The following is a 21,282-nucleotide window of genomic DNA, read 5'->3' as shown; positions in this document are numbered from 1 at the left end:
GACATCCATCGCTTGTCGGCCACTGAGCACCCGGAGACTGCCAACGCCACGGAATCTGAGACAGAGAGACAGTCGGACTACCTCGAGTCCGGAACGAAATCCGAGTCTGCGAGCAAGTCCAACTCTCGCGATTAGCTCTCGAGTAGGGCTGGCAACTCGTTGATCGACTCGAGCACGGCGGCGGCGTCCTCGGCTTCGTACTTCTGTCGCCCTTCCTCGCCAGTCAACCCGCCGGTCAGCACGCCGATGCCGTGGTACTCTCGGTCCGGATCCGCATCGACAGCGTTGGTTGCCGTCCGCACATCGTCTAAGGTGTCCCCGACGAAGACAACGCGCTCGGCGTCGAAGCGCTCGGCAAGCGTCGTCAGCGCCCGCGGGTGCGGTTTGCCTTCGTCCCAGTCGTCCATCGTAAAGCGGTGCTCGAGTGAGATTGCGTCCTCGAGACCGACACGCTCGAGCGCGATTTCGGCTTCGGCTTCGGGACGACCAGTGAGGACGCCGACGTCGTACTCGGCGAGTAGTCGGTCGCGAGCCGCGGGCTCGAGGATGATCGGTTCGTCGTGGATGAACCCGCGCGTCTCGCGGTCGGGCTCGCCACCCTCAAGGCCGCGATACAGCTCTGCGCCGAGATACAGTTGCTGGAACACGTCGCGTAGTTGCTCGCGATCCCAGCGGTCGATAACGCGCTGGGTCGCCTGCGCGCCAATCCGATCTCGAACTGCGGATTCGGCAGCCTCGAGCCCGCCGCCGTTTGCCGCGATGGCGTCCGTGAATGCCTCGAGCGATTCGTCGTAGCCTTCCTCGGTCGCGAGGACGTACAACGCGGCCGCATAGGTAAGTTCCCAGTCGTTGTTGAACCCGCCTGCGTCTTTGAACAGTTGGATGTCGGCTTTGCGAATCGTCCGATCGTACACGGAGTCGACTGCCTCGAGGATTGCGCGCCGGTAGGAGTCGGCCACGTCGACGAGCACTCCGTCGATGTCGAGGACGACGGCGTCTGCGTTCATACGCGGTCGAACGGGCGGGTGGGAATAAAGCCGGTCGATTTCGACGTGGGGTTTCGACGCTCGAGTCGTTCTGTCATCGGTCCAAAATAGTTTTCACGTGATGGGGTGTGCGTGGAATATGGCTCTCGAAGTGCTGTTCAGCCTCACGACGCTTGGAGTGATCACCGCGCTCGTTGCAGTTGGTGCGGCCTCGTACGTTGGAACGCGGCTCGCGTTAGGGCGATCAGCGACAGATGACCAGCAGCCCTCACAGCGACAGTAATCAATCAGCTATAGTACCAACTGCAACTATTTACACACTGATCGCCGACCCGTCTGACGATCAGATGTGCACTGAATTGCAGTGGCTACTATACTTCTCGAGGACGTTAGCCAAGCGAAATCCCGACGAGTGAAAACGCGAGCACGAGCAGTCCGAGTGTATAGAGTACGTCCGCCCACAGCCACGAGAGCACGTTTGCGAGGTAGATCACGGCGACGACTGGCAACCCGAGCAAGACGAGCGGGGAGCGTTTCCACTCGAGACGCGAGCGCGTCCAAAGCTGGTTCGCATCGCCGGTACTGGGAAACGCAGCCATCCCAACAGAGAGGCCGAGCCACGCAAGCCCGAATCCGGCGAGTAGGGTCTGTTGTGGGGCCGACAGCACGCTCTCGAGGCTCGCCGGTTCCTCGAGCGTGCCGACCACGAGAGTGAGGCCGACGAACGCGACGAGCGCAACGGCGGTGTTGACCAGAAACGGTGCAACGCAGATGACGAACGTTTCGCGATAGCGTGCCGGCTGTTCGTGGCGAACGTAGCCCGCCGGATCACCAAGTTGGAAGTAGACGACCTCGAGCACTCGCACACCGACGAGCCGGCAGGCACTTTCGTGGGCGAACTCGTGGACGACGACGCCGGGAATTGAGAATAGTTGAACGACGACCCAGCATATCGTTCCGATGCCGATGACGGTGAACGTGAGCGCAACTGCGAGGAAGATGATCACGAGAGACAGCGGGAGTGACTCGAAGGGCACGATCAGGTCTTGGGAGTCGACACTGTTCGCATCACTGGTAACTCATTTGTTCTGTTCACCGCGGTCGCGAGCCACGTACAGCGTCCCTTCCTGAATCGTCTTCCGCTCGACTGGGATCGCGGGCTGATCGCCGCCGAGCGTGGTGAAGTAGAACGCAGCATCAACCTCACGGGCGACCTCGAGCGCCGGCCGGTGGAGTTCGGGCGGCAGGTTTTGCGCATAGATGGCGTCCGCGCCGGCGTACACTGAGATGTCGGGGTCAACGATATTGTCTTGCACGAATCGCACGTTCTCGGGAACCTCGAGTGCGTACACGTCGGTTGCGACGACCGAAACTCCTGATTTCGCGAGTGTCGCCGCGATATCAGGTCGGAGACCAATGGCAACTTCGACGACGTGATCGAACTCACGAAGGTAATCAATTATTGCCTTCGGATCGCGACGAGAGTGGGACACGGCGGGACGTTTATGATGGCCGCGCGCATAGGAGTTGCCATGCTCGTCGACATCGTGCCGATCGGAACCGTCCCCGCGGAGGTCAAACGAGCGGCCTCCGGTGCGTTGCGATCGGTCTACGACTGCGAGGTCACGATCAACGACTCGCAGTCGGTTCCAAACGGCGCCTACGACTCCGGGCGGAACCAGTACTCCGCCGAGCCGTTTATCCAACTTGCCGAACGCGTCGGCCGCGGTGAGAAAAACATCGCAATCACGCCACACGACCTGTTCTATCGCCGCCGAAACTACGTCTTTGGGCTTGCCTACCTCGACGGCAGCGGTAGCGTCGTCTCGACGTATCGCCTCCAGACCTCGAGCGACGGCGGTTTCTCGAATCAAAGCGCCAACGAAATCTTCGAGGACCGCGTCCGCAAGGAAATCGTCCACGAAATTGGCCACACCTACGGGCTCGAGCACTGCGATAATAATCGCTGCGTGATGAACTTCTCACCGACTGTCCGTGAAGTCGATATCAAAGAAGAGAACCTCTGTGGCAGCTGTCAGCGCCTGATTAGCTGACCCGAGACTCGATTCGTTCGCCCGTAACGCCTCCGAACACAACCCATTTCTTTCCGGCCTGTGAGTGATACGCCATGCCAACCCCTTCCCCCTTCGAGACGCAGACAGCCGCGTACGACGACTGGTTCGACGCAAACGACGGCGTGTACCGAACTGAATTGGCTGCCCTCGAGTGCGCACTCGAGGACGTCGCTGTCGATGCCGACACGCAGGCCCTCGAGGTCGGCGTCGGAACTGGCCGATTTGCGGCCCCACTCGACATCCCTGTGGGTATCGATCCAGCCCAGTCGCCGCTCGAGCGCGCTACCGACCGCGGCGTTTCCACCGCTCGCGGCGTCGTCGAGTCGCTGCCAGTTGCCGACAACGCGCTCAATCTCCTCCTGTTCGTCACCGTCCTTTCGTTCGTCGACGACCTCGAAGCGGCGCTGCAGGAAGCCCGCCGCGTACTTGCGTCCGATGGCACGCTCGTCATCGCCATACTCGACCGCGCGAGCCCCGGTGGACAGGTCTATCAGGAGCACAAAGACGAGGATCCGTTCTACGCCGACGCTGAATTCCTACGGGCCGACGAGGTATGTACCGCACTCGAAGAGGCAGGATTCACTGTCGAGCAGCGCCTCCAAGCGGTGTTCGGCGATCCAACCGAGATTGACGCCGACGCTGAACCAGACGTTCGCGAGGGCCACGGCGATGGCCTGTTCGCAGTGATCCGAGCCGACCCAACTGGTGTGTAACGCGGTCGGACCGGCCGGTGGGAACAACCACTTATCCCGAGACACCCTACTTGGACGTACCGAAGCGACCGTGACCGACTCCACCGACCGAGACGACGAAATCGAGATCGAAATCGAGCGAGACCGGCCGACACCCAGTGACGACTCGAGCGATTCCGACGCCGACACTGACTCTGGCGGTCACACTCCTGCTGAGACCAGCACCGATCTTTCAGCAGACAGTCCCAGTTCGCGTTCACACACGGGTCGACACCTTCCCGAGTCACCCGAACGTCGCCTCGAGGACGAACTCGGCCGCGTCGACGTCTCGACGACCCACGACGGATTCGTCGAAGGCCACGTCGTCGGCTTTGACTCACCTGATGAAACGACGGTTCGACTCGAGGTGGCGTTGCCCCACGGCGGAATTGTCGAGTTCACGCTCGAAAAACCGATTCCGTGGTCTGAGGAGTTCTTGTTGGCTCGCATCGTCGACGATGTCGGCTACGATGCCACCTCGATTAGCCATCTCGTTGATGAAACGGTGTACGTCACACGCGCGGATCTCGAGGACGACCCCGAAGTGGACTGGTGGACACAGCCGGTGCTTGCTGCACAGTCGTCGCTCGGCGACTGGTTCACCGTCGACGCCACTGGACCCCAGTGGCGACTCGTCGATCCACGGGAACGCCAGACAGGCACCGAGCGGAGCCAACTTCTCGACAACACGCTGGGACTTGCAACGTTTTTGATCGTCCTCGCACCGCTGGTCGCCGCGCTCGGCGTGGCGTACGCACTGACTGGTGGGATCGTTCTTTCTGGGCCTGTGATTGGCGCGATACTCGCTGGATTCGTGCTCGCGCTCCTCGGTGTGAGCGGATTCGTTATCGACGAGTAAACACAAAATCGGCCTGCGAGACTCGCGACGGTTACGGCGCGTAGTAGTACTCGCCGTCGCTTTTCTGCTGTTTGTCCAACTGCGAGTCCGGCTTGTTGATCCGCGGGCGCGAGGTTCGCTCGTCACGACGGAACGTAACCTCGAGATTCGCGAGGAAGTCGTTCATGCCAGCACGCATGGACTGTGGCGTGCCGGCGTGGCCGTGAACGGCGGGTTCGCCGTCGAAAACCATCAGCCGGTCCGCAAGCAGGTCCATCATATAGATGTCGTGGTCGATGACCATGACGGTCGCGTCCTGTTGTTCGGCGTACCGGCGAATCGCGCTCGTGGCTTGAACACGCTGTTCGACGTCCAGATGCGCGGAGGGTTCGTCGAGCAGGTAGAGATCAGCCGAATCGGAGAGACAGGCCGCAATCGCAACCCGCTGGCGTTCACCGCCGGAGAGATCCGACAGGTTCTGCTCCATGATCCGCTCGAGTTGAAGCGGCTGGGCGATTTCGGTGTTCCAGTACGACGAGCCGAACTGGTCCGTAATCGACGAAAGGAACGCATCGACGCGCATGTGCTGGTCAATGGTCACGTACTGTGGCTTGTAGGAAATGTTCAGATCGAGGTCCGCGTCACCCTCGTCGGCCTCGAGATTTCCGGTCAACAGTTTCGCGAACGTCGACTTCCCGATTCCGTTCGGGCCGACGATACCGAGGACTTCGTTCTCCCGAATTTCGCCCGATTCGACCTCGAGCGTGAACTCGCCGTCACCGTAGCTCTTGGTGAGGCCGGGGTACTCGATGAGCGTGTCCCCGTGGCCACCGCTTCGAGGAGCGTGTTCCTCGAACTCGATGGGATTCGGCCGGATCCGCATGTTTTCGTTGTCGAGATAGCCCGAGAGGTACTCGTTGATCCCGTTCCGGACGGATTTCGGCGGGGTGATGACACCGTACGCGCCGGGTTCACCGTAGGCGACGTGGAGCGTATCGGCGAGCAAGTCGAGAATTGCAAGGTCGTGTTCGACGACTAGCATCGACCGATCTTCCTCTTCGGCGAGTTCCTGAATCAGTCGTGCTGCAGTGACACGCTGGCCGATATCGAGATACGGCGTGATTTCGTCGAGGAAATAAAAGTCCGTATCGCGCGCTAAGGTCGCTGCGATGGCGACACGCTGGAGTTCACCCCCAGAGAGATCGTCAATCGACTGCTCCATCACCGGCCCAATTTCGAGGCGTTCGACTAACTCATCGAGGGCACCGCGTTCGTCAGTTTGCTCGAGCAGTTGGCGCGTGTTGCCGTCGAAACTGTTCGGAATCTGATCGACGTACTGCGGTTTGCGTGCAACCGTCACGTCGCCGTCGCGGACGTCTTCGATGTAGTCCTGAAGTTCGGTTCCGCGATAGGCCTCGAGGACGTCCTCCCAGTCGATGTCCTCGTCGTGACGGCCGAGATTCGGCTCGAGTTCGCCGGCGAGAATGCGCACCGCGGTCGTTTTCCCGATCCCGTTTGGGCCGAGAATACCTGTTACCTGCCCTTCCTGGGGGGCTGGCAGTCCGTACAGCGAGAACGCGTTTTCGCCGTAGCGGTGGACTGGATCGTCCTGCAACTCACTCGGGAGATTGATGATCTCGATAGCGTCGAAGGGACACTTCTCGACGCAGATTCCGCAGGTTTCGCCGAGACAGATCTCTTCGGAGATACGAACCTGTTCCGGCTGTCCTTCGTCGGTTTCCTCGCCGCGAAGTGTGATGCACTCTTTGCCAGTCCGGTTTGGCGGACAGTAGTTTTTGCACTCATACCCACACCGGTCGGGCTGACAGCGATCGAGGTCGACGACGGCAATACTATCGTCTGCCATGAATTAGGCTGCGGCCTCCGCCGTCAGCATGATTCCCCACACCACGAACCAGAACGAAAACGTCATGAACGTGACGTAGAGGTAGTGTTTCATACCGAACTCGTCATCGCCGTAGATGCTCGTCACGTCATAGAAAATAATCTGTGCGAGGATCGCACCCACGACGAGCAACAGCGCTCGCGTATCACCCGCGGCGGCGCTTGCCGTCTCGAATGAACTGACGTCGCCTGTGATTGCCATTGAGGCGAATGCCGCGGCGACGCCGAGCAACGCCGACAGCGCGGTGACGCTGATCGAGCGGATATGCTCACGTCGGTCACTAATCGATTCAGTCGACATGTGTCGACTTCTGTTGCCGGTGGTGAAAAGGGGTTCGGGTTCGATTCTTGATCCGTCAGGTCCCGTTGTAGTCTCCGTCAGGTCCCGTTGTAGTCTCCGTCCGATCCTGTGTCGTTCTTAGCCAATATCGATGACATCGACCTCGACATCGATATCTGTGTCCGGAGTCGGCGGACCATCGCTCGAGCCGCCGACTCCACCAGGCTCGAGATCAATATCGTCTTTGTCGCCAACGTCACCGAAGCTGGGTGTTGGACCGAGTCCCGGTCCATCTGAACTGCCGGGGCCGTGTTCGGCGGGTTCGATGTCGATCGGTGCCGACTCTGTCGCGTCCTCGCTGCGGACCGTGATCTCGGCACTGCCGTTGTCGTCGCCGTCGGTCTGCCAGACGAGTACCTCTTCCGTGGTTTCGTCTTCCTCAAGTGTGCTATCGAGTGTCACTGATTGCGTGTCGACTGTCTGGCCATCGGGATCAGTGAGACTGATCGTCTGGGTTTCATTTGGAGTGTAGTCTGCGTCACTTCGCTCTTGGTACCGGCTTGTGACGGTCACATTTACTGGGGCGGCCTCGCCAGCAGTTACGTCCGCAACGTCGTCGATCGCCACATCGAATTGCCCCTCTGCCGCTAGTTCCCAGGCGAACCGTGGGTAGTCGTCAGGCAGCGCCACCCAGGGACCGCCTTCCTCTTCATAATCGAGATGGTCGAGGTTTCCGGCGTCGGTCACATCGAGTCCCTGCATCTCGTCGGTGGTTCGTTCGTTTACGTGTATCTCGTCTCCGATGACGTGTTCGCCGAACGCGTGGCTGTGGTTCTGTTCGTTGTAGTAGACGCTATCGTCAAACTCATCACCGTTGTCGTCGCCGCGACCGAAGATTGCGCCGCCGGTATCGTCGTCGTGTGAACTTCGCCTCATTGCCTCGAGATGGTCGTCAATTTCGTCTTGGCTAGCGGTCACCGTAATATCGCCTTCAGCCCAGTACATCTGCTTGTTCGTACTGGCGTAATCGGAGGTCCAGCCGACAATCCCGCCAACGCCGAATGGGCCTTCGACATCGGCCTGTGAGTACGCAGTCGAGACTTCGGTATTGTATCCTGTCGATCCAATAATCCCGCCAATACCCAGATTATCCGCGTACCACGGATGTTCGACTTCGTTCGTCGCATCCGCCGGAATGCCGCCACGAACAGTCGCTTCCGAAACGAGGCGATTGTCCAGATCTGCGTTATGTGCTGAGCCGGCGATCCCACCGACTTCCTGATATTCTGCTTCGACGGTCCCACTGACGCGGACGTCTTCGATGACACCGCCAGCAGCCCCGATTAGCCCACCAGTAACCTGCTGGCCGTGAACCGAGACATCCTCGAGTCGCAGGTTGTGAATCCGCGATCCTTCGCCGACCTCACCTGCGTTATGGAAGTTTGAATTGGCGGCGAACAGCCCGACGAAATCCTCGTTTGATCGGTCGATGTGAAGTCCCTCGATGATATGTCCGTCGCCGTCGAAATCACCCCCAAACTCGAGACCACCATTCTCCTGTTCGCCAATTGGTTCGAAGCCAGCCCCACCGTTCCAGTATTCCGTTCCATGGGCGTCGATATCGTTTGCCAGCCGATAGTTGTCGGTGAGGCTGTCGTACTGACTGTGGTGGTCGTCATGTGGCCCAGCATTGTCGATACACTGGAGTTGATCTGCGTCCTCGATGAGGAGATAACCGTCATCGTCTCGCTCGGATTGCGAAACGTGACCGCAGTCAGGCCCCCATCGTTCGACGACGACGACACCCTCCGTATCATCGTCGTCCGTTTTGACCGTCACCCGATCCGTTATCGCATCGTGCGGTACGGAATACTCGAACTCGGCGGTTCCCGGCCCTTCACTCCATTGTGCCGACGAGACTTGCTCACCGTCGAACCCCTCGAGGACGACCTCCTGATCCGGAGTTCCACCGATCGTCTCGAGATCGACGTCGATACCGACCGTTCCTCCCTGATGAACTGAGTCTGTAGCGGCCACGTCGTCGATTTCGAGACGCGGCTCGACGTCAGGGGCGATGGTTTCATTGTCAGTTTCCGTTCCGACCGTCATGGTCGGGTCCCCGGTGTCCGGAACGTCGACGGAGCCCCACTCGAGTTCGACGTTCGTCCGTTCGCCGGGGCTGAGTTCAGTTTCGTTGGTCGCGACAATCGAATCATCGAAGCCTTCGAGCCAGACGAACTGCTCGTCGGTCGTATCCTGGTTTTCGATATCGGCAGTGACAGTCACCGAGTCATTCGGTACGAGCGGTTCGTCGCTCAGTTCCACGTTCTCGATGGTGAACTCGGATGGCTCCTCGGCAACGAGGAACGAGCCATGATCGTCGAGGTGGTCGTCTTCGGTTGAGACGTTGTACTCGTAAATCTCTCCAGCCGGAAGCGACTGCTCGCTATTGAGTTCGAACTGCGCAGTTTCATTGGCCTCGAGCTCGAGGGTCGTCTCGTCCTCATCGATGGTATTTCCGTCACCGTCTAACACGTCAAGCGTCACGTTCTGGGTCTGCGTACTGTCGTACGTGTTGGTGATGTTCGCACCGATTGTGACCGGATCTTCGTCGGTGATGACCTGTCCATCAGTGCCGTTGACCTGCAGCGTATCGGGGATACCACGATCGTCTTCGATTTCAAACGTGCCGCCATCCGTGACTTCGAACAATTTAGTGACATCCTCTGCGTCATCATCCGTTGTGACGGTCCCATCGTAGGTCCCGTTCGGCCAGTCTGACTCATCGATCGTCCAGGTAACGATCCCGCTTTCAGTCGCGCCGAGTTCAATCTCTCCATCCACTGTTATAGAATCACTACCCCCTGCTCGGGTAATCTCGAGTTCGATCGTCTCTTCGTTTCCGTCTGTGGTTCCAATGTTTCGAACGTCTGCATTAATCTCGGTCTCGTCACCTGAGGAGTCACTCCAGACGGTATCGATGGTGTACGTCGGCTCGTCGCTGAGATAGTAGAACGTCTCGTTCTCGGTCAACGTGTCGTTCGGCGTTTCGATATTGTATTCGTAGGCCGTTCCAGGACTTAGACCGATCTGCGTGGGGTTGAACTGATTCTCGTTATTGTTGTTCTCCCAGTCGTTTTGCTCGTGAAGGGCTATCGACTCGTCTGCGTCAAGTTCTGCAGTAGGTGACTGCGTGACAATCTCAGTTCCATCGTCATCCCATATTGTGACTGTCGTCTCTGCATCGCCCGCCTCTCTACCGACGTTTTCGAGCGTTGCGTTGATGTGGAAATTCTGATTTTCCTCGAGCAGGTTTTGATCAATGAGGTCTCCGTTTGGCTCGTTCAGTCCGTTGTTTTCCTCGATGACGATGTGTTCGTCGACGCTCGTGGCATCCATCCCCTCAATCAGTACGTCGACGTATTCGTCGCCACGGTCGATATCAACGCTCCAGCTATCGACGTTCTCGGCTTCGTCTTTGAAGTGACGTTCCCAGCCATCGGCGTACTTACTTTCCATTCTGAGCGCGAAGTTATCTCCTGCTTGATTTTTAGTCACGTACGAAAGTTCGTCGTGTAGATTCATCGCAGTAGTCGAGTTTCGTTCGGCCATTGCAGTCGATCCACTCTCCATTGCGGTTTCGAACTGCATGAAATCCAAATTGAGTTGGCCATCATCAGCATCGGTCTCAAATCCGATTGCCGGCGGTTTTTCGATGCTAACGCTCGAGTCCGAAAGGTCCCAAACACCGCCACCCTGATGGGCAATTGTTTGTCCGTCGACGTTAAATTCGAGTGCACCGAGGGTAGTCTCTGCCGTGTCGGAGCTACTTGCATCCCATGTCGGCTGCTCGCCGTCGTCGTACCAGGTAACGAGAACGGTTCCGCTATCGGCTAGCTGTGGTTGGCAGTCGGATTCGTCGAAGTCCATTGCTTGCCCGTGCCCGGTCGATGCAACAGTCCCGAGTCGGTGATCTGTTTCATCGATACAGAACTGTACCTGCTCACGATCAGCTTCCGATTCGACTGAATCGAGAACTGTGGACCCCGTTACAAACAACAGCGCGCTCCCGATGAGAACGATCCCAATGAGCAGCACAACGCCAACAACTGGATTTACGCTTCTGTCTGTGTCGCTCCCACTTCGGTGTCTTACCCGATTGATGCCCGATGTCATATGATCCCTACTGGTTGTTGACCCTCCACCCCATTCTCGAGTGTGCTGTCTTCCCGACTGCTCGAGTTCCTGTGGGTACCGGTCACACTGTTGGTGCCCGCGACCACGATATACTTCCGCGATTCACAGCACGATCATAAAAATCTACTCAAATATAGTTATTATAATATAAATAGTTCATAATAATTATGGGCGAACACAGTGACAGTCGCGCGCCCCAGTATTGTAGCTCTGCCCACCTGCCACAACCTTCATTTACGCTGAGCAGTACTGCGTTATCGTCTTCGAGAAAGTGACCATTTGTCTACTACACACTGTCCTTCGTTGACACCAATCCTGACCAGTCGGTCAACTGCATCACACTCGGGAGAGCGTTTCTGAGACAGTATTTTACTCGAATATGATGGCGAAAGCTGTCAGCCTACTCCCGGGTAGAAGGCTCAACTTTTATACTGCTGGGAGTTTTCAAATCGTAATATGGCAGAGACTGACGGGGAGGACATCGAAGACTTGCCACCGAGCGCCAAACTTGTTTTCAAGGTTCTCGAGTATGATGGCCCGCTGACGCAGAAACAGATTGTTGAGGAATCAATGCTTTCGGCCCGGACGGTTCGGTATGCACTCGAGCGACTCGAGGAAATCGGAATCGTCGATGAGGATATTTACTTTGCTGATGCTCGCCAGAGCCTCTATCGACTCGAAGAACCGCTTGCAGCAGATGGAAACGGTGTCGAGGAGTCGCCGAAGAAAGACGCCTGCTGTGCGGAGTAACGTCTGTTCTGCCCCGTAACTGAGAACAGCAGGATTATTTTGGCTCGGTGACTGTCACCTCAGTATGGACAAAGAACGGCTCCCACGGTGGGGCTGGCTGCTGATCGGGTTGCTTGCGATGTCGTTTCTCTCGACGGCGATCAATGCGGCTATCTTAGACCCGCGGGGATTAGAAGAGGCGTATCAGATCGTCACCGTCATCACGATGATGGCGCCGGTGTTGATCTACGTCGGCGTCTGGTACGACGACCATCGCCAGCACTACTGGGACCATCCGACTGAACGAATTATTGGCGACCTTACGTTCGTCCTGTTCGGGGCGCTTATCGGCTCGACACTGACGCTTGCGGCCATCATCGGATTTGGCCTTCCACGCGTGATTCAGGACATCCTCGCCATGGGTGGTGGCTTCATGCTCTCGTGGGGACTCTTCTGGTGGCGGAATCCGGATCTGTACTTCGAAGAGGCGACGTCATAATCACAGTACTAATTGATCGGTGCGAGGATCACTGATCGCATCCGAACTCAGCGCTCGAGTCGGATCGGTCGACGACACCGGGCGTTGGCGGCTGGGCGCGTTTGTGCGCCGTCTCTGCCGATCTCCAGGCAAGCGAGCGAGCTGTCTCGAGGTCGATCGAACAGTTTGTTGCTGCCTCGCTAACGGTGGTGTCCGTCTCGAAGAGCTGGTGCAAGAACGGATCAATTGCGTCATAGGAAGCACCAAGTTCGGTCGCATCGGTCTGGTCGGCCCAGAACCCAGCTGTTGGTTCCTTGCTAACAATTCGGCGGGGGACGCCGATACGACCAGCGAGGGCACGTACCTCTGTTTTGTAGAGGTCTCCAATTGGGTACGTGTCGGCGGCTCCGTCGCCATACTTGGTGAAGTAGCCAAGCAGGAACTCCGAGCGATTTGCGGTCCCGAGAACGAGACGCGACCGTCGGTTCGCTGCGTAGTACGCACAGACCATCCGCAGCCGCGCCGTCACATTTCCGAGCGCATCGTTTCGTTCGACAGGGCGCGTCGTGTCTGCTTGACGTCCCGTCTCGAGCGCTGGGTCGACCGCAGTTTTGAACGCCTCGAGCAGCGGCCGGAGGTGGATCTCCTGAAATTCTATGCCGAGCCCGTCCGCAATTGTCCGTGCGTCGCTGACGTGTGCCTGATCTGCCTTGTGACAGGGTAATCCCAATCCGAGAACGTGCTCGCCGCCCAGTGCCTCGACGGCCAGTGCAGCCGTCACTGTCGAATCGATGCCGCCACTCATTGCGACGACGACACCGGTCGCGCCTGCATCGTCGACAGTTGCCCGAATGTCGTCGATAATTCGTTCACGAACCTCCTCGAGGTCGCTGTCGGCCGTAACGAACGGGCCGTTCTGTACGCCGCATCCTGGATAGACGAACGTCTTACTTTCTGCACCCATTGTATTGGATCACTTTGTGTTCTCTACTACACGTAGACAATCGTCTGGTATATAGATCTAATCCTTAAACACCTAGTAGTGGGGAGTGTGCCTATGAGTGACTGTCGAATTTCTCTCTCTGAATCTGAACGAGTAGTGTTATATGGTGGTATTGCCGATACGATGACAGTACTCGCGATGTCTCCCGCTGCTCTCTCCACTCTCCGACTTCGGCTAGTTGTCGCACTTGGTCTCGTCATCGCGCTTCCGTTTGTGCTCGTTTACACGGTGATCTTTCTGGGTAACACCGTTGGACTTGCCCTCCTCGAGTGGGTACACGACCGACCGTATCACGGACAGTTGTACGTTGACCCCGTTTTGCTGACGACTGCCGTTGTCGGCGCGCTCATGGTGCAGTACTGGGTTGGCCCACGGGCTGTCTGCCGGTCAGTCGGCGCACGGACAGTCTCGAGCGACGCATACCCCGCGGCTCACGCGGCACTAACGCGCGTCGCAGCCCAGGCCGATGCACCAAAACCAGCGCTTGCTGTCACGGAGACTGGTGCTCCGAACGCGTTCGCCGTCGCGGGCGGCAACTCGATTCGTCAACGCGATGACTCTGGCGGCACCATCGTCGTCACAACTGGCCTCCTCGAGACACTCACTGACGACGAACTCGAGGCTGTGTTGGCCCACGAACTCGCCCATCTCGAGAATCGAGATGCGAGTCTGATGACCGTGGCGTGGCTCGTGCCGACAATTACATACTATCTCGCAGTGGTCGCATTTTACGTCATCTACGGCTCCGTCCGACTCCTTGGCTCGGGGAGCGGGCTTTCGACTCGCCGCAGCGGCGATACGCGCTCGTTCGCCGTGGTTTTTCTCGTCGCCATGGTGTGTGCGGTCCTGACGCTTGCGATTTCGGTGTTATTCTGGGCTGGGAGCGTCCTGCTCCATCGCGTGCTCTCGCGTGAGCGTGAGTACGTGGCCGACCAGGCTGCAGCGGCTATCACTGGCTCGCCTGCCGCGCTTGCAAGTGCCCTCGAGTCACTGGACGAAACGATATCCGAGGTCCCGGATTCGGATCTCCGGACACTCGACGGTGGCACGGAGGCCCTGTGTCTTGTCCCGCTCGACTCACAGGCGTTTGACACACAATCACTCATCAGCATGGATATTTTTCCGGCGACGCATCCGCCAACAGCTGAGCGGATCGACCGACTGCGAGCTCTTGCTCGCGACCAGCGAGGGGAGCAGCGATGACCGACAAGCGCGCACTCTCGCGTCGACGGCTCCTCGCTGCAGTCGCCACCGCCGGTGGTGCATCGGTCGCCGGCTGTGGCTACCAGCCGGCCGCCGGCGATCAGGCGTGGCGCGTCTCCATTCAGACCCGTCCAGGGCTGTATCGCTCGCCAATCGCCCACTGGCACGCCGATGGCGAACGTCTCTACGGCATCAGTTCGAACGGCTGGGTTAGCGCGTACACGCCACGCGGTTCCCTCGCCTGGAGTGGCAGCCCCGACGCCACCCTCGAGGGTGAGACAATGGTCGCCAATGGACGCGTCTACATGCAGGTCGAAGACGAGCAAGTCGTTGCCCTCGAGCATGATGACGACTCGGATTCGTCCAGCTCTCAGTACGGCAGCGATGCACACACGCGCTGGAGCGCACCACTCGAGTCTGCCGACACCGACACTGACACCGATGCCGACAGCGATGCTGATTCGAGTGATGAGTTCCCCACACTCGTCGCGGGTCACGGGCTGGTCGTCGCCGCCCGTGACCACCTCGTCGCACTCGCCGCCGACGATGGCACCGAGCAGTTCGTCCTCGAGCCGACCACGTTCGACGATCAGCGACTCGAGTTGGTTGCGATCACCGACGAGACCGTTTGGGTAGTGGCCGTTCCCGACGATGAACCGAGTGACGCGTCGGATGACTCAGCCTCGAGTACCACCGACCCGACGCTGTATAGCATTTCGACCGACGGCGAAATCCGCGCGACGCGCTCACTTGCCGGCGTTCCATCGTGGCTCGTCGCCGTCGACTCGAGTGTTGCCCTGTGGATCGAGTCCGACGGCGGCGACGTACGCCTTCTCGATCCCGACGGCAGCCGCCGAGCCACTGTCGTCTCCGAAAACAGCGTTGCAGGCATCCCAATCGTTGTCGACGATACCCGGCTGTATCACTATACACAGGGGCAACTCGAGGCGATCGACACCGCTGCGGGTGAGCGTCTCTGGGTAGAGTCGTTCGACTCATTTCATGAGGCACCAGTCGCGGACGCCGACGGCGTCTACGATGTGACTGGTGATCCCACGACAACCGATGGCTGCCGTCTCAGCGCCCGCTCGAGTAGTGGAGAGCCCCGCTGGGATGTCCGCCCGCCGACAGATTTGCAGTGTGGAGACGAGACGTATCTCGTCGGTGACCGGCTTATCGTCCGTGCGGACGACGAACTGTACGGATTCCGAACGACACAGGGCGACCGCGACTCAGTTCGTCCGTGGTAGCGAGGAATCGACTCCATACGAGCGAACGACTGTTACCGGCTCTTTCTGGTCGATCGTCTACTCAAATCCCTCGGTAATCGCACTCTCTCGAGATACCTGAATCTCGCACACGTACCTTTTTTCTCGTCGGGTTCGTTCACTTCGTTCGCGAACCGCTTCTCGAAAAAATCTACGCTAAAAAAGCCGCTCACTCTGTTCGCGCTACGGCTACGATGGCACGACCGTCACCGGCTCTTTCCGGTCGATTGCCTGCTCTAACTCCTCGGCAATCGCACTCCCTCGAGATACCTGAATCTCGCGCACGTACCTTTTTTCTCGTCGGGTTCGCTCACTTCGTTCGCGAACCGCTTCTCGAAAAAATCTACGCTAAAAAAGGCCGCTCACTCTGTTCGCGGTACGGCTACGATGGCACGACCGTCACCGGCTCTTTCCGGTCGATTGCCTGCTCTAACTCCTCGGCAATCGCACTCCCTCGAGATACCTGAATTTCGCCCCCGCGACTTACCGTCGCGGTAAAGAGGTAGTCGCCACCGGCCTGGACCTCGACAGTCTCGCCGTGGTTGCCATCGACTGGGACCACGATATGTCTCGAGGTGACCTCGGGGGTGACCATCTGTCCGGCGGCCTGGCCGCCACCATCGCTGCTCGCGCCGGCGTTTGCCGTTCCGCTGCCGGCCCCGTAGTTGGGATTCTCGTCGTGCGTGCGAACGTCGATGTTGATTCCGAGACGGTTCTCGACGTCCGTGATTCGACCGCCGCCTTTACCGATGACGCTTGAGATGTCGTTCTCTTCGACGTAGACGACGGCTTTGTCCTGGCTTTTGAGTTCGACATCGACGTAGCCGCGTGCGATCGAGCGAATTTCGCGTTCGATTTCCTGCTTTGCGATGCGGTCGACGCCTGACTCGTTGCCGGGGCCGCCCTCGTCGTCGGTGAGTGGGACGGTGACGACCTGTCGGTTGAAGGTGTAGATTTCGTACTCTGGCTCGCCAGTTTCGAAGTTCGTCACCTGGATGACGGGACGCGCAAGGTCCTCTTCGGTGAGTCCGGCGGGGACTTTGACCTCCGTTCGGACATCGTAGACGGTGTGGACTTCCCCCGCCTCGATGTAGACGACGGTGTCGACAACCTGGGGAATCATCCCGAGCTCGACGCGGCCAACAAGGCGCTGGAGGGCGTCGATTGCTCGGGTCGCGTGGACGACACCGATCATCCCGACACCTGCGAGGCGCATATCCGCAAAGACCTCGAAGTCGTCTGTTTTGCGGACCTCGTCGTAGATGGTGTAATCCGGGCGAACCATGAGGAGAGCGTCTGCGGTGTTTGCCATCTCCCCGCCCAGTTCGGTGTACTGCGTGATTTCGGGACCGACCTGCAGGTCACGCGGTTTCTCCATCGTCTTGACCGAGTAATCGTGATTCGAAATGTAGCGTGCGACCGCCTGCGCGAACGTCGACTTCCCGGCCCCCGGCGCACCCGAGATGAGGACACCACGCTGATGCTCGAGCAGTCGGTCTTTCAACTCCTCGGCGTTGTCGTAATCGTCGATATCCGTTTGCGCGATTGGTCGGACGGCGGTGATCTCGATGCCATCCGAAAACGGCGGGCGACCGACGGCAATCCGGTAGTCCCGGAACTGGACAATCTTCATGCCTGGCTGTGACAACTCGAGAAAGCCATCGGACGATTCCTTGGCGGCGTCGATGACCTCGCGGGCGTACTCGTCCATGGTTGACTCCTCGAGCGGGTCATCGGCAATCGGCTCGTAGCGCATCTCGCCGAGTTCGCCTCGCTTGGCTTTCGGCACCGCGTCCGTGCGGAGGTGGACGCTCATGGTCTGGTCGTCGAAGTAGTTCTCGACAGCGAGCGTCCCGACATCGACCTCTCGGACCTCCGGTGCAATGTGTTCGACATCGAGGCCTTTCGCCTGCGCGACTTCGGCTTGGACGATATCGCTCGTCAGGAATGTCGCCTCGAGGTCCTCTGCGAGGTCACGGATCAGCGCGTCAATTTCGCCTTCGGAGGCGTGGCCGCGCTCGATAGCGTTCGGCCGCTCACCAACGTATTCGAGGGTAATCGTGCCCTCGTCAGCGAGGTCGGCGAGACGCTGGAGTTCCTCCAGGCCATCCCAGCCGCTCTCGATGCCGTCGTTGGCCTGCGCCTCGAGTTCTGCGACGACGGCTTCCGGCACCGAAATCGTCGCTCCCTCGAACTGCCCATCATCTATCGTCGCCGAGACGCGGCCGTCGATGACCACGCTCGTATCCGGCACGACGTTCATATCGCAGCGTTCGCTCTTCGCAGGTAAAAGGGTGCGGGACGCGGCCTCAGGTGGGTCCGTCAGACTCGTCGCCGCCTGCTGGCTCTACGCGCGTTGCGTGCCGGCGATAGCGCTCGTAAATCTCGGTCGCCCATTCGCGAAACGCTGGCTCTGTACTTTCGATACAGGCGACGAACGTCCCGGTATCGTACGTCCCAACGAACGTTCGGTCGTCGGTCAGCGTCACGCTGAATTCGAGTGTCTCCTCGAGCATGTAGACCGTAAATATTGGTGATGGAAGCTCCGAAATTGGTATTGGTGCAGCCTCAAGCACCGGTCGCGGTGCGACCAGTTCGGATTCGACGCCTGCATCGAGGAGGTCGCGATGGACTTCGATGAGCAGTTCACTGAAAATGGGAAGAATACCACGAACGGTCTCACTCGTCGTGTCAGCCATTGCGTTCCGATAGTGATAGATTGGTTCATGTGGGTCAGTCGGCTTTGCGACCGAGACCGTCGCCTCAGAGAGCAACAGGGGATCGAACGAGTCATCGATTGTTGCGAGACTGTCGATTACGTCGCTGTTTTCCTCGAGAACTGTGAGCCGGTCGAGATACGTCATTGTCGCCGTACAGACGCGCTCGCCGACGGGTGTGAGCTCGTACTGGCCATTGACTTTCTGTACCCATCCGTGGTTCGAGCAGTGATTGAGATGGCGCTGAACCGTCACTCGCGAGATCGAAAGTGTGTCTGTCAGCGTCTTCGTATCGGCCGGATTCGAGCGTAGCTCTCGTAGCAACGCGAGACGATGTGACGAGGCGAATAGCTGTGTGCCCCAATCGTACCCCATTACGTGATCTTTGGTTGACACAGCGTCTTATTCTTTCCGGTAGAACTGCCAGAAGGTTCCCGCCATCACCGGACACACCCCGCATTTGTGCACCACTAAGAGATGTCGTGATCTCGAGATGAGTGCAATCACACCGGCTGGCGAATTGTCCTTGAAAGGTGCTCGCCGAAATGTTGGTTTCAGTCAATGTACGTCGACCCGGTCGTGTTCATGTGGTGTACGCACACACAGACGGTAAGGTAAGGTGTGTTTCGAGCCAACGATCAGTGCGCCACGGCGTTACATCTGACTAGTGTTCCGTACTCGTACGTGTGCGACACTGTGTTCGATGGTTGTCGTGTTCCTCTGACACTCCGGCGTTCGAGTCTTGCCCGACTCGAGCGCCCACACTTGGTTCCAGACGCTCACTCTGCAGCGCGGGCTTCGTCTGTCGACTCGAGTCGGTGAATCGAGACGTCGTCGAACGTCGCGGTACAGGGCGTTCCTGAGACCACACTACAGACGACGAGGCCGACCTGTACCGGCGAGGTGTACTCGATTGGGCGCTGATCGACTGGCGTCCACTCGATGCCATCTTGCGAGACGAAACACGTGACGTATTCCTCGAGTACGTCGACGCGGAACCAGGGCGCACTGGACCCTTCGCGCAGTTGCTGGCTGATACCGTTGTCCCCGTGGCGTGTCCGCCAGAGCAGTTCCGTCCCGAATCCCGGTGTCTGTCCGACGTAGCCGTAGGTCGCGGCTTCGTCGCGCTCGTCTCGAATCATGATCCCAGCTTTGCTGAACGGGTCGATCTCCTCGAGCGAGGAGACACGCGCTCGGATACTCACCGGTTCCTCGACCTGTCTCGAGACGAAGTAAAAATCGTTCCAGTGACGCCAGATGTTCGCCCCATCCGCTGTAACCGTCCAGCGGTCGCTATCGTCGTCGTACGACGCAGAACCACCCGCCTCGAGCGTCCCGATGTCACCGGTTTCGCTCAGCGAGAGCGCTGTCTCGTTGTCGGTGATATCGACGCGGTCGACCGCTGTCGGCGCTGCGGCTACGGGACAATTTGTAAACTCGAAGCGGGCACCGCCTTCGTCGCTGTCCGTGATCGTGAGGTCCCAGCCCTGCTGCTGGCAGACGTCGGCAACGATACTGAGGCCGGTCCCGCTGCCAGTTGGCTTGGTGGTGTAGCCGGCGTCGAGGACGGCACTTCGCTTATCTTCCGGTATCCCAGTACCCGTATCTTCGACGTAAAAGCCGTCAGTGAGCGCTCCGACGCGAACGACGACATCATCGCCGCCGTGTGTGACAGCGTTTTTGAACAGATTTTCGAACACCGGGCGCAACGTCGGTTCCGGTGTGTACGTTCGAACACAATCCGCGAGGGTGTTCTCGAGCGTTGCGTCGCGCGTGTAGAGGATGTCCCACACCGACGATGCGACCTCACCGAGGGCATTTGGCCCGTGTTCTGGGCGTTTCGTCTCATCTTTGGCGATCGACTCGAGGTCCGTCATGATCTCCTCGATTCGCTCGAGTGCCTCTCTTGTCGTCTCAAACATCTGTTGGTCACCGGTTTCTCGTGCGAGTTGGAGGTGGCCAATGGCAACCTGCAGCGGGTTTTTGAGTTCGTGACGGACATTCGAGGAAAACTTCTCGAACTGCTCGCGCAAGATCTCGAGTTCGACTTCCTTGCGTTTTAACTCAGTTATATCGGTGGTAATGCCGACCAGTCCCTTTGTTTGTTCGCCGTCGGTCCACGGCACCTTGGTGGTGCGGACGACGTGTGCCGTCCGCCCGTCGCCGTACCACTCTTCGCGCTCGCGAATCGGCTCTCCCGACTTGATGACCGCAAGATCGTCCTCGTACGTCTGTTGTGCCATCTCAGGGTCGCTCTCAGAGTATATGTCGAGATCGGTCTGTCCGAGTTTGCCCTGATTGTTCGAATCTGGACCGGCCGCCGTACGCAGATAACGCGCTTGCTCGTCTTTGACGTAGATGTTCGTCTGGCCGTTCTCGAGTAACGTCTCGAACGCCGAACGTTCCTCGCGGGCATCCCGCTGTTGGTCGTAGGTCTCGAGTACCTCGTCGATAGCCTGGGTGACCACCTCGGGTGAATCGTCGTGCGTGTAGTAGCCCGAAACACCCGCATTCAGCGCGTCTCGAACTGTGGCCTGCCCGTTGGCCTCATCGTCTGCCTCGGTGTAGACCACGACCGGAAGCAACTCATCGTGGCTGTGGACCTTGCGACAGAGATCGGCCCCAGTCGTCTCCGGCAGCGATCGATCGGTAAGTACACAACCAATCTCGTTAGTCTCACTGATCGCCTCGAGAACAGCATCGGCTGACTCGAAGACGCGGTACTCGGTTGCTTTGCCGGCCAATATCGACTCACGGAGCGCTACAGAGTGGACTGCGTCACCGACACCGACGACGACGTTCGGATCAGTACGGAGAACGCTCATCGGTTGCTCACCAGGTCGTGTGTGCTCGGTCGCGAGCCAGCCATGCG

The 21,282-nt window shown here is 58.9% G+C and carries 18 protein-coding genes; 8 read left to right on the top strand and 10 right to left on the bottom strand.

Features of this window, described 5'->3' with window-relative positions; all coding sequences use genetic code 11:
- Positions 1-131: 131 nt before the first annotated feature.
- The gene (locus tag G6M89_RS04750) at positions 132-1,007 is read right to left on the bottom strand and encodes a TIGR01548 family HAD-type hydrolase (protein ID WP_165160662.1); all 876 of its coding nucleotides are present in this window, start codon (positions 1,005-1,007) and stop codon (positions 132-134) included.
- A gap of 118 nt (positions 1,008-1,125) precedes the next feature.
- Here G6M89_RS04750 and G6M89_RS04745 point away from each other — a divergent pair, with 118 nt between their 5' ends.
- Positions 1,126-1,269: a hypothetical protein gene (locus G6M89_RS04745; RefSeq protein ID WP_165160661.1), complete on the top strand. Its 144-nt coding sequence runs from the start codon at positions 1,126-1,128 to the stop codon at positions 1,267-1,269.
- Between the two features lie 106 nt (positions 1,270-1,375).
- Here G6M89_RS04745 and G6M89_RS04740 read toward each other — a convergent pair whose 3' ends face one another.
- Complete coding sequence (locus G6M89_RS04740; protein ID WP_394352358.1) at positions 1,376-2,023, bottom strand: DUF3267 domain-containing protein; 648 nt, start codon at positions 2,021-2,023, stop codon at positions 1,376-1,378.
- Between the two features lie 42 nt (positions 2,024-2,065).
- Positions 2,066-2,479 (bottom strand): UPF0146 family protein, encoded by a 414-nt coding sequence (locus G6M89_RS04735; protein ID WP_343162624.1) that lies wholly within the window; start codon positions 2,477-2,479, stop codon positions 2,066-2,068.
- A 39-nt stretch (positions 2,480-2,518) separates the two neighbouring features.
- Here G6M89_RS04735 and G6M89_RS04730 point away from each other — a divergent pair, with 39 nt between their 5' ends.
- The 3 genes from G6M89_RS04730 to G6M89_RS04720 all read left to right on the top strand — a co-directional run bounded on the left by G6M89_RS04730 (position 2,519) and on the right by G6M89_RS04720 (position 4,651).
- On the top strand, positions 2,519-3,040 hold the full coding sequence (locus G6M89_RS04730; RefSeq protein WP_165160660.1) for an archaemetzincin family Zn-dependent metalloprotease: 522 nt from the start codon (positions 2,519-2,521) through the stop codon (positions 3,038-3,040).
- A 74-nt stretch (positions 3,041-3,114) separates the two neighbouring features.
- Entirely contained in the window at positions 3,115-3,774 is a 660-nt protein-coding gene (locus tag G6M89_RS04725) for a class I SAM-dependent methyltransferase (protein ID WP_165160659.1), read from the top strand.
- A gap of 70 nt (positions 3,775-3,844) precedes the next feature.
- A complete protein-coding gene (locus G6M89_RS04720; protein ID WP_165160658.1) occupies positions 3,845-4,651 on the top strand; it encodes a hypothetical protein in 807 nt (268 codons plus the stop codon).
- A gap of 31 nt (positions 4,652-4,682) precedes the next feature.
- On the opposite strand, the gene G6M89_RS04715 is transcribed toward G6M89_RS04720, so the two are convergent.
- From G6M89_RS04715 to G6M89_RS04705, 3 genes are all read right to left on the bottom strand, one after another.
- The gene (locus tag G6M89_RS04715; protein ID WP_165160657.1) at positions 4,683-6,497 is read right to left on the bottom strand and encodes a ribosome biogenesis/translation initiation ATPase RLI; all 1,815 of its coding nucleotides are present in this window, start codon (positions 6,495-6,497) and stop codon (positions 4,683-4,685) included.
- 3 nt (positions 6,498-6,500) lie between these two features.
- On the bottom strand, positions 6,501-6,836 hold the full coding sequence (locus tag G6M89_RS04710) for a hypothetical protein (RefSeq protein WP_165160656.1): 336 nt from the start codon (positions 6,834-6,836) through the stop codon (positions 6,501-6,503).
- A 117-nt stretch (positions 6,837-6,953) separates the two neighbouring features.
- Positions 6,954-10,991: a hypothetical protein gene (locus G6M89_RS04705; protein WP_165160655.1), complete on the bottom strand. Its 4,038-nt coding sequence runs from the start codon at positions 10,989-10,991 to the stop codon at positions 6,954-6,956.
- 477 nt (positions 10,992-11,468) lie between these two features.
- Between G6M89_RS04705 and G6M89_RS04700 the strand changes: the two genes are divergently transcribed.
- Both G6M89_RS04700 and G6M89_RS04695 read left to right on the top strand, forming a co-directional pair.
- Positions 11,469-11,762 (top strand): helix-turn-helix domain-containing protein, encoded by a 294-nt coding sequence (locus G6M89_RS04700; RefSeq protein ID WP_165160654.1) that lies wholly within the window; start codon positions 11,469-11,471, stop codon positions 11,760-11,762.
- 64 nt (positions 11,763-11,826) lie between these two features.
- Positions 11,827-12,240, top strand: a complete 414-nt coding sequence (locus G6M89_RS04695; protein ID WP_165160653.1) for a hypothetical protein — start codon at positions 11,827-11,829, stop codon at positions 12,238-12,240.
- A 28-nt stretch (positions 12,241-12,268) separates the two neighbouring features.
- Here G6M89_RS04695 and G6M89_RS04690 read toward each other — a convergent pair whose 3' ends face one another.
- Positions 12,269-13,183, bottom strand: a complete 915-nt coding sequence (locus G6M89_RS04690; RefSeq protein ID WP_165160652.1) for an NAD+ synthase — start codon at positions 13,181-13,183, stop codon at positions 12,269-12,271.
- Between the two features lie 162 nt (positions 13,184-13,345).
- Between G6M89_RS04690 and G6M89_RS04685 the strand changes: the two genes are divergently transcribed.
- The gene (locus tag G6M89_RS04685; protein ID WP_165160651.1) at positions 13,346-14,425 is read left to right on the top strand and encodes a M48 family metalloprotease; all 1,080 of its coding nucleotides are present in this window, start codon (positions 13,346-13,348) and stop codon (positions 14,423-14,425) included.
- Positions 14,422-15,675, top strand: coding sequence for a PQQ-binding-like beta-propeller repeat protein (locus G6M89_RS04680; protein ID WP_165160650.1), 1,254 nt, complete (start codon positions 14,422-14,424; stop codon positions 15,673-15,675). The genes G6M89_RS04685 and G6M89_RS04680 overlap by 4 nt, the downstream gene beginning before the upstream one ends.
- A 400-nt stretch (positions 15,676-16,075) precedes the next feature.
- On the opposite strand, the gene G6M89_RS04675 is transcribed toward G6M89_RS04680, so the two are convergent.
- From G6M89_RS04675 to G6M89_RS04665, 3 genes are all read right to left on the bottom strand, one after another.
- Positions 16,076-17,956 (bottom strand): PINc/VapC family ATPase, encoded by a 1,881-nt coding sequence (locus G6M89_RS04675; RefSeq protein ID WP_165160649.1) that lies wholly within the window; start codon positions 17,954-17,956, stop codon positions 16,076-16,078.
- A gap of 46 nt (positions 17,957-18,002) precedes the next feature.
- A complete protein-coding gene (locus tag G6M89_RS04670) occupies positions 18,003-18,785 on the bottom strand; it encodes a winged helix-turn-helix domain-containing protein (protein ID WP_165160648.1) in 783 nt (260 codons plus the stop codon).
- Positions 18,786-19,189: 404 nt separating this feature from the next.
- On the bottom strand, positions 19,190-21,235 hold the full coding sequence (locus G6M89_RS04665; RefSeq protein WP_165160647.1) for an ATP-binding protein: 2,046 nt from the start codon (positions 21,233-21,235) through the stop codon (positions 19,190-19,192).
- Positions 21,236-21,282 lie beyond the last annotated feature (47 nt).

Origin of the sequence: Natronolimnobius sp. AArcel1 (genome assembly GCF_011043775.1) — an archaeon.
Lineage (GTDB): Archaea > Halobacteriota > Halobacteria > Halobacteriales > Natrialbaceae > Natronolimnobius.
This window is presented reverse-complemented; position numbering and strand designations above follow the sequence as displayed.

Bases quoted from the DNA above. Each gene is read 5' to 3' on its own strand.
- G6M89_RS04750 (WP_165160662.1), bottom strand. From the start codon at position 1,007: ATGAACGCAGACGCCGTCGTCCTCGACATCGACGGAGTGCTCGTCGAC.
- G6M89_RS04745 (WP_165160661.1), top strand. From the start codon at position 1,126: ATGGCTCTCGAAGTGCTGTTCAGCCTCACGACGCTTGGAGTGATCACC.
- G6M89_RS04730 (WP_165160660.1), top strand. From the start codon at position 2,519: ATGCTCGTCGACATCGTGCCGATCGGAACCGTCCCCGCGGAGGTCAAA.
- G6M89_RS04725 (WP_165160659.1), top strand. From the start codon at position 3,115: ATGCCAACCCCTTCCCCCTTCGAGACGCAGACAGCCGCGTACGACGAC.
- G6M89_RS04715 (WP_165160657.1), bottom strand. From the start codon at position 6,497: ATGGCAGACGATAGTATTGCCGTCGTCGACCTCGATCGCTGTCAGCCC.
- G6M89_RS04710 (WP_165160656.1), bottom strand. From the start codon at position 6,836: ATGTCGACTGAATCGATTAGTGACCGACGTGAGCATATCCGCTCGATC.
- G6M89_RS04705 (WP_165160655.1), bottom strand. From the start codon at position 10,991: ATGACATCGGGCATCAATCGGGTAAGACACCGAAGTGGGAGCGACACA.
- G6M89_RS04700 (WP_165160654.1), top strand. From the start codon at position 11,469: ATGGCAGAGACTGACGGGGAGGACATCGAAGACTTGCCACCGAGCGCC.
- G6M89_RS04695 (WP_165160653.1), top strand. From the start codon at position 11,827: ATGGACAAAGAACGGCTCCCACGGTGGGGCTGGCTGCTGATCGGGTTG.
- G6M89_RS04690 (WP_165160652.1), bottom strand. From the start codon at position 13,183: ATGGGTGCAGAAAGTAAGACGTTCGTCTATCCAGGATGCGGCGTACAG.
- G6M89_RS04685 (WP_165160651.1), top strand. From the start codon at position 13,346: ATGACAGTACTCGCGATGTCTCCCGCTGCTCTCTCCACTCTCCGACTT.
- G6M89_RS04680 (WP_165160650.1), top strand. From the start codon at position 14,422: ATGACCGACAAGCGCGCACTCTCGCGTCGACGGCTCCTCGCTGCAGTC.
- G6M89_RS04675 (WP_165160649.1), bottom strand. From the start codon at position 17,956: ATGAACGTCGTGCCGGATACGAGCGTGGTCATCGACGGCCGCGTCTCG.
- G6M89_RS04670 (WP_165160648.1), bottom strand. From the start codon at position 18,785: ATGGGGTACGATTGGGGCACACAGCTATTCGCCTCGTCACATCGTCTC.
- G6M89_RS04665 (WP_165160647.1), bottom strand. From the start codon at position 21,235: ATGAGCGTTCTCCGTACTGATCCGAACGTCGTCGTCGGTGTCGGTGAC.